Below are 15,317 nucleotides of genomic sequence, written 5' to 3' on the forward strand. Positions count from 1 at the left end.
GCGTGCCAGAGCGTTTTCGAGCGAAGTGGACGCCGGTTCGCGTCAAGAAAACGCGTCAAAACAGGAATCTAGAGCCCCGTTCCGATTCCGTCGGAACGGGAAAGGCTCTAGGCTGCCACCGCCTGCGCCGCCAGCAGCTGCTTCAGCTTCGCCGCGGGCACGGCCGGGCTGAACAGCCAGCCCTGCATCTGGCTGCATCCGAGCTGACGCAGCACCTCGCGCTGGGCCTCGGTCTCGACGCCTTCGGCCGTCGTCGCCATGCGGCGGGCGGCGGCCATGTGCACCACGGCCTGCACGATCGGCGATGAGTCCTCGGGCTCGCCAATGTCGCTGATGAAGCTGCGGTCGATCTTGATCTTGTCGAACGGGAAGCGGTGCAGATAGCTCAGCGAGGAATAGCCGGTGCCGAAATCGTCGAGCGCGATGCGCACGCCGAGCTCGCGCAGCTGCTGCAGGATCGTCAGCGCCTCCTCGTCGTCGCGGATGAGCACGGTCTCGGTGATCTCGAGCTCGAGCCGTCCCGGTGCGAGCCCCGACTCCGCGAGCGCGGCCGCGACCTTGAGCGCCAGTGTCCGCGAGCGGAACTGGACCGGTGAGACGTTGACCGCGACGTGAATCTGGCCGGGCCATGAGGCGGCTTCGAGGCAGGCCTGCTTCAGCACCCATTCGCCGATCTCGCCGATCAGGCCGGTGTCTTCCGCAACGGGAATGAAGTCCGCGGGCGAGACCATGCCGCGCTCGGGGTGGCGCCAGCGCAGCAGCGCCTCGCAGCCGGTGACCACATTGGCCGCGAGGTCGACCAGCGGCTGATAGTGCACCTCGAATTCGCCACGCACGAGCGCGTGACGCAAATCGAGTTCGAGCTGCCGGCGCTGCCGTGCCTTGGCGTCGTATTCGGGTGCGAAGACGCGGAAGGTGCGGCGCCCTTCCGACTTCGCCGCATACATCGCGAGATCGGCGCGCTTGAGCAGATCGTCGAGATTGTCGCCGTGATCGGGCGCGATGGCGATGCCGATGCTGGCATCGGTCGGGATGTCCTGGCCCTTGCAGTTCACCGGCGCGCGCAACGCCTCGAGGATCGTTTCCGCCAGCGCCGTCAGTTCGGCCGCGTCGTTCGTTCCGGCCTTGACGATGGCGAACTCGTCGCCGCCGAGCCGCGCGACCATGTCGTTGCCGCTCACGCAGGCGCGCAGGCGGTTCGCAACCTGGCGCAGCAATTCGTCGCCGACCTCGTGGCCCAGCGAATCGTTGATGCTCTTGAACTCGTCGACGTCGATGTAGAGGATCGCGAACGGCCTGCCCTGGCCGAGCTCGGCGATGCGGCGCTCCAGATGCCCGCGCAGCAACACGCGGTTGGGAAGGTCGGTCAGCGCGTCGTAATGCGCCATATGGGCGATGCGCTCGTCGGCGCGGATGCGCTCGGTGACGTCGTCATGGGTGGCGAGCCAGCCGCCGGCGGCGGCGGGCTGGCTCTTGATCTCGATCAGGCGGCCGTCGGCGGTCTCGACGATGGTGCTCTGGGTCCGGCCGATATTGCTCAGGATGCCGTCGCAATAAGCCTCGACGTCGCCCTCGAACGAGCCGGTGTCCCGGCGGTGCCGGATCACGTCGCGGAAATGGGCGCCGGGCTTCACCACCTCGGTCGACAGCCCGTACATCTCGACATAGCGCCGGTTGCAGACGATCAGGCGCTCGTCCTGGTCGAACATCAGGAGCCCCTGCGTCATCGTGTTCATCGCGGTGTCGAGCCGCTGCTTCTCGAGCGAGAGCCGGTTCGTCATCTGGCGGAAGATCAGATAGAGCGTGAGCACGAGCAGGCCCATCGACAGCACGGCAATGGTGACGAAGAACTTCGTCTGCGAGCGCCAGGTCGCCAGCGTCGCATCCAGCGACCTGGTCGCCACCACCACCAGCGGCTCGCCCGCGAGCAGGCGCGAGGCGACGATGCGGTCCTTGCCGTCGATCGGGCTTGCGAGCTGGGTGGTGACGAAGGTACGCTCGAACACCGCCATCTGCTCCGGCGTGCCCTTGCGGAAATTCTGCCCGATCATCGCATCCACATGCGGAATGCGCGCGAGCAGCTGGCCGTTCTGGTGGTGCATCGCGATCGAAAATTCCTCGCCGAGCCCGGTCGAGGCGAAGAAGGATTCGAGCTGCTCCGGTGCGATCGCGCGCGACACCAGCCCGAGGAATTCGCCATGCGGGCCGGAGACGCGCCGCGCGAACACGATTGCCGGTCCGCTGCCGAGCCGTCCCGGCACGACATCCACCTCTTCCTGCGAGGCGGGATCGTTCTTGAGCCGGTTGAAATAGCCGCGGTCGGCGACCGACATATCGGCGACCGGCCATTGCCGCGACGAGTTGATCAGCACGCCCCGGGAATCGAACAGATTGGCGCCGGCGACGTCGGACCAGCCGCTGGCCTTGGCACGCAGCACCTCGTGCACGGCGAGCGTGCCCATCTCGCTGCGGAAGATGTCAGCGGATTCGATGCCGTGGCTCTCGAGCTCGGCGATGATGCTCTTCTGGAGCACCGCAAAGTCCGCGAACTCGCGGTCGAAGTGCCGGGCCAGCATGCGGACGGAGTTTTCTAGGTTGTCGCGGCCGCTCTCGATCGCATTCTGCCGGAAGCGGTCGACGGTGAGCGCGGTGCCGATGGCGGTTGCGGCCATCAGCACGAAGCCGCCGATGATCAGCCACGTCAGCGGCGCCCCGCGCCAACGGCGGAGCAACGCGCGCATTCGCGCGGTCCATCGGATCGATGCGCCCATCCAGCCCTCCCGTGGGATGCAAGATGCAGCAAAACCGACAAGACCCCGTTACCATTAAGGGTTAGGAAAATATGAATCGGAGCGGATTCAGCGGGTGGTTTGGAGATTTTCGCTTGAGTCGCCGCACTTCCGCACTCGCCCTGGCGACCATCGCCGGCACGTCGAAGTTGCCGGTCTTGAGAGCGTCGCGGCGGCGGGGTGGCGCCGGTTCATCCCGGGCGCTGGGACGGAGGCTTGTCATCCCATCGACCGTCTTGCTGCCGCAGCCAAATCGGCGCACTTTGCCGCCTTCGGCTGATTTGCCACTCAAGGTCCTTTTCCGATGATGACCGCATTCAAGGCCTTTATTGCCCTCTGTCTGCTCGCGCTGGTCGGCACCGCACTGGTGGTCGGCCCGACCGAGCTGCGCCGCCTGCTGCCGGACGGGACGAAGACCGCCGTTGCCGCCAGGCCGGAGGCCAAGATCGAACCCAAAGTCGAGCCCAAGGCGGAAGAGCCCAAATCAGAGCTCAAGCCGGAACAGCCAAAGCTCGCCGCCGGCGCGCCGCCTGCACCGGCTGCGTCGCCGGCCCCCGAGCCGAAGGCGGGCGCGCTGGCCGAGACCCAGAGCCAGGTCACGGCCGCGCTCGCCGATCTCGCGCCGGTCAAGCCGCTGCCGCCGGTTGCGGATAGCGGTCCTCGTTTCGACGTCGCCCGCGTCGACGATCACGGCGAGGCGGCGGTGATTGCGGGCCGCGCCACGCCGGGTGCAAGGGTCGAGCTGCTGCGCGACGGCAAGCCGCTCGATAGCGTGGTCGCGGACGCCTCGGGCCAGTTCGTCATGACCCCGCCGCAGCTTCCCCCCGGTTCTTATGAACTGACGCTCCGGGCCAAGGCGCCGGACGGCACGGTGACCGAGTCCGGCCGGACCATGCCGGTGACCATCGCCGAGGCGGCGCCGCCGCCCGCGCGGCCCGCACCGGCAGCGAAGCAGGCCGAGAAGCCCGACGACAAGCCGGATGTCGTGGCGGCCCTGCCATCGGCCTCGCCGGCGGACGTGCTCGCCGCCGCACCGGCGCAGTCAGGCGGCAGCCGGGTCATTGCCCGTGGCGACAGCCTGTGGGCCCTCAGCCGGCTCGCCTACGGTGACGGCGCCCGTTACGCGGTGATCTTCAAGGCCAACCGCGACAAGATCAACAACCCCAATCTGATCTATCCCGGCCAGACTTTCGTGATGCCGCAAAAGGCGGAGTGAGGCACGCTCTGTCCTCTCCTCCCGCCCAAGCGGGCGTTTTGGAAGTTGGGCCGCAGGAAATCCGCTTCTCAGATACAATTGCCTGTCTACGGGCAGAGCGAGCGCTCGCCCGCGACGCTTTGCCCTGTGTCTCTCCGGAACAATCGGTTCCCCTACGCGTCATTGTGATGCGGCGCATTGCGCTTGGCGCTGGGAGGAGGGCCGAGGTGGCCAGGTCAGCGATCATGTCGGGACGCATGAGACTGGCGCTGGCGGGCGCCGCTCTCGCGATTGCGGCAGTGCTGCTGCCTGATAGAGCCGAGGCGCAGTTCGGATTGCGCGGCGGTCCGCTTGGCGTTGCACGCTTCGCGGTCGGCCACATGCTCGGTCTGTCGCGGCTTCGCCATTCCCGCATGGCCGTGCGCGGCAGCCGATACCGCTCCGCTGCGCTGAGGTCGCAGGATCTGCGCGGGGCCGGGCGCGGCCGGCTAACCAACCCATACGTCCTGCGTGCGGCCCTCACGGCGCAGGCCGCGCTGTCGGGCTGGCATGGCGGCCGCCGCCCGCAGGGCTGGTGGCGTCATCCCGACGGCAGCTACGGCTGGACCGGCCCGGTGTTCTGGCCGTTCGCACATGACGATCTCACCACCGCGATCATGTTCGCCGACACCACCAGCCTGTCATTCTATGGCTATGGCGACATCTATGCCGCGATCTTCTCGCCCTATGCGGTGACCGAGCTCGCCGCCTACACCGCGCCGCAAAGCCGGCGCGGACGAAGGGTCCCGACGGCTGAGACGCTCTGCGAGGCCAGCGACACCGGCGGCCTGCCGGTCGACCGCATCGCCGCGGCCGTAACACCGAACGAGTTGCAGCGCACTGCGCTCGACGAGCTCGCATCGGCCTGGAATGCGGCACGCGACACCATCGGCACCGCCTGCCCGGCGCAGGCCCCCGCCAATGCGTCGGAGCGCCTCGGCCTGATGCGCGAGCGCATCGGCGCCATGATCAAGGCAGTTGATGCAATCGAAGCGCCGCTTTCGAAGTTTGTCGATCTCCTCAATGACGACCAGAAAGCCAGGCTCGATGCCCTCGCCAATGAGCGTCGCGCCGCGCTTGCCGCGGTTCAGCGCAAGGACGTGAAGGCCGCCGCCTGCCAGCCGGACTACGATCCCCGCTATGACGAAAAGGCGCAGCGTCAATACGAGCAGCTCGTGCAGCAGCAATGGCCCGCCGCCGACATCGCGTCGACGCTCCACCTCGACGAGGTAGCTCGCGCCCGCCTCGAGGTGCTCCAGGACACCACCCTGCGCACCATGCAGACGCTCAGCGCCTGCCCGACAGAGCCCGCCGCGACACCGCAGGCCCGCCTCGCGGCCGTAAAGGCGCGGCTGCAGACGATGCTGCAGGAAGTCGGCGGCGTCGCTGACGCGCTCGACGATTTCGAGGCGGATCTGAGCGACGAGCAGAAGGCAGGGTTCGCGGCGATCGGGCCGAAGCGGGGGGCGTGAGGCTGAAGTCGCAACACCTCCCGTGAAGGTCGCTAAAGCATGATCCGGAAAAGTGCGCAGCGGTTTTCCGAAAAGATCATGTTGAAACAACAATCTAAAGCGCGATGACGATTCATCCTCATCGCATCGCGCTTTAGCCAACCTCCCGCCGGACCTTCGCCGCTGCGTCGCACATGGCCTTCAGCTTCCCGAACGCAGTCGCACGCGGCATGTATTTCATGCCGCAATCTGGCGCCGGCACGAGACGATCCGGCGAGACATATTTCAGCCCGTTGCGGATGCGCTCTGCGACGGTATCGACGCTCTCGATCGCGGGATCCGCGAGGTCGAGCACGCCGAGCATGATCTTCTTCGACGACAGGTCCTTGAGCACGCCGAGGTCGAGCTTCGGCTGCGCCGCCTCGATCGAGATCTGGTCGGCGGTGGTGTCGTCGAGTTCGGCGAGGAAGGAATAGCCGGCCGGCTTGTTCGAGCCCGGCACGACCGCAGCATAGCCAAAGCAGAGATGCACCACGGTCGGCACCGTGATCCCTTGCAGCGCGCGATTGATCGCCTTGACGGCATAGCGCTTGGCGAGCTCCGGATTGTTGCGCACCCAGGGCTCGTCGAGCTGGATCACGTCAGCGCCGGCTCTTTGCAGATCGAGCGCCTCGGCATTGACGGCCTCGGCGAGAGCCATCGCGAGCTCTTCCTCGTCCTTGTAGAACTCGTTCTTGGCCTGCTGGCTCATCGTGAATGGGCCAGGAAGGGTGATCTTCGCCGCACGCTCCGTGTTCTTGCGCAGGAATTGCATATCGTGCAGCTCGACCGGGCCTGTGCGCCTCACAGGGCCGACGACGCGCGGCACCGGCGTCTGGGTGTTGCCGGTGCGCGCCACGATCATCGCGGGATTGTCCCCGTCGATGCCGTCGAGCGCGGTGGCGAAGCGATTGGAGTAACTCTCGCGGCGGATTTCGCCGTCGGTCACGATATCGATGCCGGCGCGCTCCATGTCGCGGATCGCGACGATGGTGGCATCGTCCTGGGCTTCTTCCAGGTGTTCCGGTGGCAACCGCCACATGTCGTGCAGGCGTGTGCGCGGCACCACCTTCGACAGCATGGCGCGATTCACCAGCCATTCCGGCTGCGGATAGCTGCCGACCACGGTGGTTGGCAGGATGTGCGTCGGCATGGGCATGGGGTTCTCCTTGTTGTTGCTGAGCGCGACCGTTCAGGCCGCGCGCGTTGCCGCGGCCGATCCCTCGTCCTTGACGGGATTGCGCAGGATGCCGATGCCGGAGATCTCGATCTCGACGACGTCGCCGCCCTTCATCCACAGGGGTGGCGTGCGATAGGCGCCGACGCCGCCGGTCGTGCCGGTGACGATCACGTCGCCGGGCACCAGCTCTGTGAAGGTCGAGCAATAGGCGATCAGGGCCGGCACGTCGAAGACGAGATCGGAGATCGGTGCCTTCTGCACCTCGACGCCGTTGAGCCGGGTGATCAGCGTCTGCCTGGTGACATCGGTCAACTCGTCGGTCGTGACCATCCACGGCCCGAAGCCGCCGGTGCCGGCAAAATTCTTGCCCGGCGCGAATTGCGAGGTGTGGCGTTGCCAGTCGCGGATGCTGCCGTCATTGTAGCAGGCATAGCCGGCGACATGGCTGAGCGCAGCTTCACGCGAGATGCGACGGCCGGCCTTGCCGATGATGACGGCCATTTCACCCTCATAGTCGAAACGTTCGGATTCCAGCGGCCGGATCATCGGCTGGCCATGGCCAACCTGGCTGTTGGCGAAGCGGGTGAAGATCATCGGATGCGCTGGCGTCGGATGGCCGCTCTCCGCCAGATGGGTGGCATAGTTGACGCCGATGCAGAAGATCTTGTCGGGATCGGGAATGGTCGGCAGCAGCGCGACGTCCTGCAACGCGTAGTCGGGCTTCTCGCCGGCAAGTTTCCTCAACTCGTCGAGCGCCCCCTTCGCAAGCAGTGCCTTCAAGGTCGGATAGGACTTCAGGCGCTTGCCCGCATCGATGACGCCTTTGTCGGTGACGATGCCATAGCTCGCAGTGCCTGATATCGTGAAGCTTGCGACTTTCATTGGTCAAACACTCTCTTCGATGGAGGAAACATAGTCGTTGATCGGAAGCGCGATCTCGCCGCTGCGGATCGGCACGCATTGCGGCGGGAAGTGCTGGCGGAAGCGGGCACCAGCGGCCTCGGCACGATCGAGGAAACGCTCCAGATGATCCGCGGCGCCGGTCGGCAGATCGTGCAGCACCATCAGCGTCCAGGGCTGCGGGCTGCACTGGTCGAGTGCGCGCTCGGTCCAGCCGTCGGGGTCGTCCCAGTCGCGCGGAATGGAATTCCAGAGCACGCAGCTGTGCTTTTTGCGCGCGAGATAGTCGACGACGGACGGCTTGAGCAGCCGCTTGTCCAGATTGCCGCCGCCACCGAACGGCCGGAACCAGCGCTGTGGATGAGCGAGATCGCCAATCGCGTCTTGCGTGCGGCCGATCTCGTGCTCTGCGGTATCGCGCCCGGATTGCTCACCAAGCGGAATGCTATGCGTAAAGGTGTGATTGCCGATCCAGTGTCCCTCGCGGTGCGCACGCTCTGCAAGGCCGCGCCGCTCGGGATCGGCAAGCTTCTCGCCGATGACGAAGAAGGTGGTCTTGATGCCGCGCTCGCCGAGAATGTCGAGCACGCGCGGTGTCGCATCGGGATCGGGGCCGTTGTCGAATGTCAGGGTCAAGTCGTACACGCGAGTACCTCAGGTGGCCGGCTGCATCGCGCCGGACGCGATGTCGTCGTTGGCCTGACCGGCGCGAGTGCCGGTCTGCCAGATCGCCGCCTTGCGCTCGATCCAGCGGATGGCGGCGTTGAAGGCGATGGCGAGGAACAGCACGAGCAGCACGCCTGCGAACACGTGCGGGCTGTCGAGGATCGTCCGGTAGCGCGAGATCAGGTAGCCGATGCCGGCGGAGGAGATCAGCATCTCCGAGACGACGACGCCGACGATGACCAGCGCACCGCCGACGCGCAGACCCGACAGCACCGTCGGGATTGCCGCCGGGATGATGACGCGGACCAGCCGCTGACTCAGCGTCGCGCCCATGCTCCGCGCGGCGAGCAGAAGTTGCGGATCGATGGTCTGGATGCCGGCCGCAGTGGCGAGCATCGTCGGCAGGAACCCGTAGATCGAGGCGAACGCGATCTTGGATTCGGAGCCGATGCCGAGCCAGACTGTGAAGACGGGATAGAGGATCACAAGCGGCACCGCATAGAGGCTCGACACCATCGGCATGATCAGCACGCGCGGACGCGGCAGGCTGCCGACGATGGCGCCGAGCAGGATGCCGCCTCCGCAGGCGAACGCCATGGAGACCACGACCTCGTAGAGGGTGACAGCAAGCGCATGACCGTATTCGCCCGCGTCGGTCCATCCCGCGATCAACGTGGACGACAGCGACGGCAGGAACAGTTCCGGGATCAGCCCGGCGCGCGGCAACAGCTCCCACAGCGCAATCAGGCCGATCACGATCAGATGTCGCAGCGTCTTCGCGCTTATCCTGGCACTCATCTCCGCCTCACGCCGATTTGCGGATGTGCCGCCAGATGCGGTCCCGCAAGCTCCCGAAGGCATCGCCGCTCAGCATCTCGTAGGTGCGCGGCCGCGGCAGCTGGACCTGGAGGTGGTCCACGATGCGGCCGGGCCGTGCCGACATCACGATCACCTCGTCGGCGAGATAGACGGCTTCGGTCAGGCTGTGCGTGACGAACACGACCGTCTTGCCGGTCGCGGCCCAGATGCGCAGCAGCTCGTCGCCCATGGTCATGCGCGTCTGCTCGTCGAGGGCCGCGAACGGCTCGTCCATCAGCAGCACCGGCGGATCCTGCACCAGCCCGCGCGCGATCGAGACGCGCTGCTTCATGCCGCCTGACAATTCGTGCGGATGACGTTTGCCGAAGCCCTCTAGCCCGACCAGCTGGAGCGCATCCTGCGCCTTGGCTCGCCGTTCAGCCTTGGGGACGCCCCGCAGCGCCAGCGGAAACTCGACATTGTCCTCCGCCGTCAGCCATGGAAACAGGCTCGCCTCCTGGAACACCACGCCGACCCTGTCGGGGTCGGGCTGCGGGATCGGCGCACCGCTGATCGTGATGGTGCCCGCGGTCTGCTGACGCAGCCCCGCCATCATCATCAAAAGGGTCGACTTGCCGCAGCCGCTCGGACCGACCAGCACGACGAAGCGGCCGGGCTTGACCTCGAGCGAGACGTCCTCCAGCGCGACGACGTCCTGCGACCGGGTCTTGAACACCTGGCCGACATTCTTCACCTCGATCGCGCCGGCGCGCGCGGCGGGCTTCAACTGGGTCACGTTCGCCAATGGCTGCATCGCGTTTCCACCCATCTGACAAGTTCGTTGAAGGTCATGGCGATCGCGGCCACCATCACGACGCCGGCGAGGAGCTGCTTCATCTGGAAATTCTCGCCCCAGGTCGCGATCTGGTGTCCGATGCCGTCGCGTGAGGCGTACATCTCGGCGAGGATCACGCCGGTCAGGTTGAAGATCATGGAGATTCGCAACGCCTCCAGCAGAACCGGCAGCATGCTCGGCAGATAGACGCGGAACGCCGTCTGCATCGGCGTGGCTCCATAGGAGCGTGCCACCGTCAGATGCTCCACCTTGACCGACTCCACCGCCGTGGTGGTCGACATGATCACGATGAAGATCGTGGAGAAGAAGCCGAAGCCGACCTTCTGGGCAAAGCCGACACCGAACACGAGGATGAACATCGGCAGGAAGATCGATTTCGGGATGCTGAAGGCGAAGAACAGCAGCGGCTTGGCGACATCGGCGAAGTAGCGGTTCTCCGCGATCAGGAAGCCGATCACCGCGCCGAACGGCACGGCGAGCGCGAATGCTGTCAGCACCTCGGTCGCGGTGACCATCAGGTCCTTCTGCACGGCCGCGCGCTGCAGGAGATCGCCGAGCGTCACGAAGGTGTCGGACGCCGACGGCAGCAGGCGCGGATTGACGATGCCGGTGCGCGACAGCACCTCCCACAGCGCAAGGATCGCGACGATGATCGCGATCCGCGCAAGGTTGATGGCAAGCGTGCTCTGCATCGCCAACTACTTGGTCGGGACGGGCTTGAACTTGGTCGAGATCACGTCCTCGACCGGCACGATGTCCTTGAGCCCGCCGAGCTTGGCGAGATCGAGCGAGAGCTGCACCGCCGCGCTCACATTGGCCGCGCCCATGTCGCCGCTGGTCTCGAGCTTCATGATCGTGTTGTCGTATTCGAGGCCGGCGATCTCCGGCGGCATCTCGTAGAGCTCGGCGATCAGCTTGACGGTGACATCGCGATTGGCGCGCATGAACGCGACCGCGCCGTAGAGAGCGTTCACGGCCTTCTGCACCAGCTGAGGCTTGGCCTCGGCGAACTTGTCGAGCACGATCCAGCCAGCGGTGAGGTTCGGCGGAACCGCGGTCGCGTAGTCGAGGATGGACTTGGCCTCACCGGACTTCGAGATCTGGAAGCTCAGCGGCGAGTAGACCACGGCGGCGTCGACATTGCCGGCCAAAAGGTTCGGCACCAGGCCGCCGCCGCCGACTGGGACGCGCGTGAAGTCGATCTTCTTGTCCTGGATGGTCCACAGCGCAAGCAGGTCGGAGCCTGAGCCGGCCGCGGTGATTGCCACCTTCTTGCCGTTGAGGCCCTTGACGTCGAGCGTCGATTTGGTCGGCACCATCAGCTGCCAGCCGAAATTGCCCATCGCGGCATTGGCGACGATGCGCGACATCACGCCCTTCTTGCGTCCGGCGGAGACCAGCGAGGGCGGATCGAGGATGATGTCGGCCGCGCCCGCAGCCATGCCTTCGAACGTCTCCGCGCCGCTGCGATAGATGGTCAGCTCGGCCTTGATGCCTTCCTTCTCGAACAGCTTTTGCCGCACGGCCGTCTCGGCGATCGTCGTCGGCCAGTATGTTTTCGTGGGCAGACCGACGCGAATGGTGTCGGCGGCGCTCGCAGGGCCGGCGAAAATTGCGGCGGCAACGAGCGACATGAACGCGTGACGGCGATTGATCTTCATTGTTTCCTCCCGGTCTCTCTTTTTTTGTGCCGAATTTCTAGGGATCGTCAGGTCGTGCGGCTCACCTCCGCAATGCGTGAGGCGGCGAGCTCGACGAACTCCTTGGTGGTGCCGAAATGCTTTGACAAGGCGCGAACTGCCGCATCCGCGTCGCGCTTCACCACGGCAGCGACGATCGCCTCGTGTTCAGCCTCGACGTCGCGCGGCTTGACGCCGGGCTCGCGTCGGATCGAGAGACGGCGATATCTCTCGCTTTGCTCGTGCAACACGTCGCGGAAGCCGAGCAGCCATGGCGAGCCGCAGGCGTTGACCAGCGCGCGGTGGAAAATGCGGTGACGGATCACCCATTCCTCGTAGTGCACGGTCGGATCATCAGGGTAGCGATAGGGGACGGCTTTCAGGTCCCTCCACGTCGACTCCACCGACGCGAGCCAGGACTCATCGCCCCGCTCGATCGAACGGCGCAGCGCGAGCCCCTCGATGTCGATCCGGGTCTGTGTCACGTCGGCGAGATCGGCGAGCGACACCGGGCTCACGCGGAAGCCGCGCTGGTCTGACGCCTGCACGAGGCCGTCGGCGACGAGACGCGACAGGGCTTCGCGGACGGCGGCAAGGCTGACCGAAAACGTCTTGGCGAGGCCGGCGATATGCAGCTTCTGACCCGGCAGAAGCCGAGCTGCCAGGATATCTGCGCGCAATCGCTCATGCAGCGCCGACGTCAGGCTGCGCGGACCGTCGCCGGGGTTTCCGGACATATCGAACTGAAGCGGACCCATCGCGGGATGATTGCAAGGCGGCACCCCGCGGTCAACAAAAAATCGAAAATCGATTTTATGGGCGCCTCTGGTTGAGCATTGGGAGCTGCTTCTCGATGAGATCGGCGCGCGACGGAGCGGCAAGCCTCTTCTTGAGGTGAGGGTTAGTCGTGTGGAGGAGGGATGTGGTCCGTGGGGGAGTGGGGATGCTGCCATCCCGCCGGTGATTTTCCCGACCGTGTCAAACGCTTCGGCACTCCTGTGGATGCCCCACGTAACCCATTGATTTTTCGGCCCCCGGCTACTGTGCATGGGGTTGTTCTCGCAGTTCTTGTTTGCGGCTAGCCTCGCATGCGCACCGCCGACGCATCCACCACGTTCTCCACCTCCTCGCGCCAGCTCAAAATCTCCATCGCCAGCACGGGGTGATTGAAGCCCTTGAGCTGGAGATCATCGAGGGCGCGTGCCTCGACCCAGGGCTCGACCATGCCGTAGACGCGGCGGCTCACCACGATCTGGTTGGGCTTGGCTTCGCCGCAGAGGCGGGAGGCGAGGTTGGTGACGCTGCCGATCGCGGCATATTCCAGCCGCTGCTCGAAGCCGACCTGGCCGAGCGTGGCATAGCCGAGCGCGATGCCGATGCCGAAGCCGAGGCTGTGGCCGCGGTTGCGCCAGCGCTCGGTCAAGGGGCCGATGGTGTCGCGCATCTCCACCGCCATCTTCACGGCGCGCCTGGTGTGGTCCTCGAACTGGATCGGCGCGTTGAACAGGATCATCACGCCGTCGCCGGCATATTTGTCGAGCGTGCCCTCGTATTTGAAGATCAGCTTGCCGAGCGCCGCGTGATATTCGCGCAGCACGTTCATCGCCTCTTCCGGCTCGGTCGCTTCCGTGAACGCGGTGAAGCCGCGCAGGTCGCAGAACACGACCGTGACCTCGCGGCGCTGGCTGGTGAGCAGCCCCTCGGGGCTGTCGGAGGAGGCGATCAGCTGCGCCACCTGCGGCGCCAGGAAACGCTCGAGCTTGCGGATGCGCTCGATCTCGCCGAGCTGGGTCTTGACGCGCGCCTCCAGCGACTTGTTCCAGTCCTTGAGCTGCTCGGTCTGCTCGCGCAGCTTGTCCGCCTGGGCGCGCACGGTCTTGTTCGCGGCCTCCAGCGCGTGGCTCTTGTGGTCGACCTCGCTGAACAGCCGCGCATTGCGCATCGCCAGCACGGCCTGGTTGGCGAAGGTGCGCATCAGGCCGATGACGCTGCCGGCGAACTCGCCGCCGGCGCGGCGCAGCACCACCAGCGAGCCCAGCGTGCCCTGCTGGTCGATCAGCGGCACCACCAGCACTGAGCTGAAGCCGGCAGCGAGCGCGACCTCGCGCAGCGGCTGCTCGGCGGCGTCGCCGAGCTCGGCAAGCGCGATCGGTTCGCCGCTGTCGGCGGCATCGCTCAGGATGTTCTCGCCTTGCGCGATTGTGACGTGCGCGCCGTCGGCGGATCTGTCGATGCCGTTGGCCTCGACCAGGTTGAAGCGGCCCGTCTCGGCGTCGAAGCCGTAGATCAGCACCGCGTCGGCATGGGTGATCTCGATCGCGCGGGCGGCGATGGTCGCAAGCACCGCGTTGAGATCGAGCGAGGAGGCCACCGCGCGGCCGACCTCCTCCAGCACCTTGAGCTCGTGGATCGACTGCGCGAGATCGCGGGTGCGCTCCTCGACCTTGGTCTCAAGGTTCGAATAGGTCTCCTGGATCTGGTCGGCCATGCGGTTGAACTGCCCGGCGAGGTCCTCCAGCTCGTCGGAGGTGTGCACGTCGATACGGTGGCTGAAATCGCCTTCGCCGAGCTTGTGCGCGCCGTCGCGCAGCGCCGTGATCGGGATGATCATGCGGCGCGCCAGCAGCGTGCCGGCCAGGATCGCGACCATCAGGCCCATGCCGATCAGCAGCGCGATGCGCACCAGCTGGTCGCGGATCGGCATCAGGGCCTGCGTCGTCGGCTGCTCGAACAGCACGCTCCAGCCGAGCTTCGGCACGATGCTCGCGGCGCTCATCACCGCATGGCCGTTGAAGTCGGTGCCGGACGTGTCGGGCTCGTGGCCGGGCGCGATCGCGGCCGCCACCTGCGGCAGCCTGGCGAGGTCCTTGCCGATTTCGGGCCCTTTCGAGGACGTCGCCAGCACGCGGCCGCGCGGATCGACGACATAGGCAAAGGCCGCCTTGCCGACCTGGGCGTCGGACAGGAAGTCGGAGAGGAAGCTGAGATCAATCTCGGCCACGGTGACGCCGGCATTGAAGCCGGAATGCGCCACCGAGATCGACATCAACGGCGTCCGGTCGGTGAACCAGGCCGGCGCATAGCTGACGCCGCGGGCGACGGCGTCGGTGAAGCGCATGTCGCGGGAGAGGTCGGCATTGCCGCCGGTCGTGGTCGATTGCCGGGAGACGCGCAGCACCTCGCGGCCGTCGCCATTGAGCTGGAACAGCTGGTTGACGTCGGAGACCTGGTGCAGCAGCTGGGCGTAGTCGGCGCGGCGCTTTTCCAGCGTGTCCTGGCTCGCCCGCGTCACCCAGCTGATCTGGCGATCGAGCTCGGAGATCGACTGCTCGATCCGCCGGGCGGCTGCCTGCGCCTTGTCCTCCAGCCCGTCGGTCAGCGACGTCCTGGTCGCGCGATAGGAGATCCAGGTCTCCATCGCGCCGTTGACGGCGAGGACGAACACGACGAGGCCGACGAGGGAGACGACGTATTTGGCGAACAGGCCCTCGCGCAGAAACCGTGTCTTGTCGTTCGCTCCTGCCATCCCGATCCTCTCGCGCCGCCATCGACGCCGGCGCTACGGGCCGTTCTACCACAATTTGGGCCGAAGGGCCGTTGCGCGGCCGGGGACCGGCCGGTGTGGTTACCCCTTGCGGACTCCCGGTCAGGTGGAAGGGCGGTGAATTGTCGCAGCCTCATGCGTTCGGAGGGAGCCGCAGGCGTGCAAGCCGATGCACGGATTT

12 protein-coding genes are annotated in these 15,317 nt (G+C 66.2%); 2 read left to right on the top strand and 10 right to left on the bottom strand.

The features are described from left to right. Positions 1 to 107 precede the first annotated feature (107 nt). Positions 108 to 2,771: a bifunctional diguanylate cyclase/phosphodiesterase gene (locus ACSHT2_RS22070; protein ID WP_440636512.1), complete on the bottom strand. Its 2,664-nt coding sequence runs from the start codon at positions 2,769 to 2,771 to the stop codon at positions 108 to 110. A gap of 322 nt (positions 2,772 to 3,093) precedes the next feature. Between ACSHT2_RS22070 and ACSHT2_RS22075 the strand changes: the two genes are divergently transcribed. Together ACSHT2_RS22075 and ACSHT2_RS22080 are read left to right on the top strand one after the other, a co-directional pair. After that, positions 3,094 to 4,005, top strand: coding sequence for a LysM peptidoglycan-binding domain-containing protein (locus ACSHT2_RS22075; RefSeq protein WP_440636513.1), 912 nt, complete (start codon positions 3,094 to 3,096; stop codon positions 4,003 to 4,005). A gap of 224 nt (positions 4,006 to 4,229) precedes the next feature. After that, positions 4,230 to 5,495: a Spy/CpxP family protein refolding chaperone gene (locus ACSHT2_RS22080; RefSeq protein WP_440642900.1), complete on the top strand. Its 1,266-nt coding sequence runs from the start codon at positions 4,230 to 4,232 to the stop codon at positions 5,493 to 5,495. 133 nt (positions 5,496 to 5,628) lie between these two features. On the opposite strand, the gene ACSHT2_RS22085 is transcribed toward ACSHT2_RS22080, so the two are convergent. From ACSHT2_RS22085 to ACSHT2_RS22125, 9 genes are all read right to left on the bottom strand, one after another. Further along, the gene (locus ACSHT2_RS22085) at positions 5,629 to 6,672 is read right to left on the bottom strand and encodes a uroporphyrinogen decarboxylase family protein (protein WP_440636514.1); all 1,044 of its coding nucleotides are present in this window, start codon (positions 6,670 to 6,672) and stop codon (positions 5,629 to 5,631) included. Positions 6,673 to 6,705: 33 nt separating this feature from the next. Then, a complete protein-coding gene (locus tag ACSHT2_RS22090) occupies positions 6,706 to 7,575 on the bottom strand; it encodes a fumarylacetoacetate hydrolase family protein (protein ID WP_440636516.1) in 870 nt (289 codons plus the stop codon). Between the two features lie 3 nt (positions 7,576 to 7,578). Further along, complete coding sequence (locus ACSHT2_RS22095) at positions 7,579 to 8,238, bottom strand: polysaccharide deacetylase family protein (RefSeq protein WP_440636517.1); 660 nt, start codon at positions 8,236 to 8,238, stop codon at positions 7,579 to 7,581. A 9-nt stretch (positions 8,239 to 8,247) separates the two neighbouring features. Next, positions 8,248 to 9,057 carry an ABC transporter permease gene (locus ACSHT2_RS22100; RefSeq protein WP_440636518.1) on the bottom strand — a complete coding sequence of 270 codons (810 nt, stop codon included), beginning with the start codon at positions 9,055 to 9,057 and terminating at the stop codon, positions 8,248 to 8,250. Positions 9,058 to 9,064: 7 nt separating this feature from the next. Continuing rightward, complete coding sequence (locus ACSHT2_RS22105) at positions 9,065 to 9,871, bottom strand: ABC transporter ATP-binding protein (RefSeq protein ID WP_440636519.1); 807 nt, start codon at positions 9,869 to 9,871, stop codon at positions 9,065 to 9,067. Further along, a complete protein-coding gene (locus ACSHT2_RS22110) occupies positions 9,850 to 10,605 on the bottom strand; it encodes an ABC transporter permease (protein ID WP_440636521.1) in 756 nt (251 codons plus the stop codon). Before ACSHT2_RS22110 ends, ACSHT2_RS22105 begins: the two co-directional genes overlap by 22 nt. Positions 10,606 to 10,611: 6 nt before the next feature. After that, complete coding sequence (locus ACSHT2_RS22115) at positions 10,612 to 11,574, bottom strand: ABC transporter substrate-binding protein (RefSeq protein ID WP_440636522.1); 963 nt, start codon at positions 11,572 to 11,574, stop codon at positions 10,612 to 10,614. Positions 11,575 to 11,621: 47 nt separating this feature from the next. Beyond that, complete coding sequence (locus ACSHT2_RS22120; protein WP_440636523.1) at positions 11,622 to 12,329, bottom strand: GntR family transcriptional regulator; 708 nt, start codon at positions 12,327 to 12,329, stop codon at positions 11,622 to 11,624. Between the two features lie 341 nt (positions 12,330 to 12,670). Further along, complete coding sequence (locus tag ACSHT2_RS22125) at positions 12,671 to 15,118, bottom strand: adenylate/guanylate cyclase domain-containing protein (RefSeq protein WP_440636524.1); 2,448 nt, start codon at positions 15,116 to 15,118, stop codon at positions 12,671 to 12,673. Between the last annotated feature and the right edge of the window lie 199 nt (positions 15,119 to 15,317).

The organism is Bradyrhizobium sp. PUT101 (assembly GCF_052043945.1).
Taxonomy (GTDB): domain Bacteria; phylum Pseudomonadota; class Alphaproteobacteria; order Rhizobiales; family Xanthobacteraceae; genus Bradyrhizobium.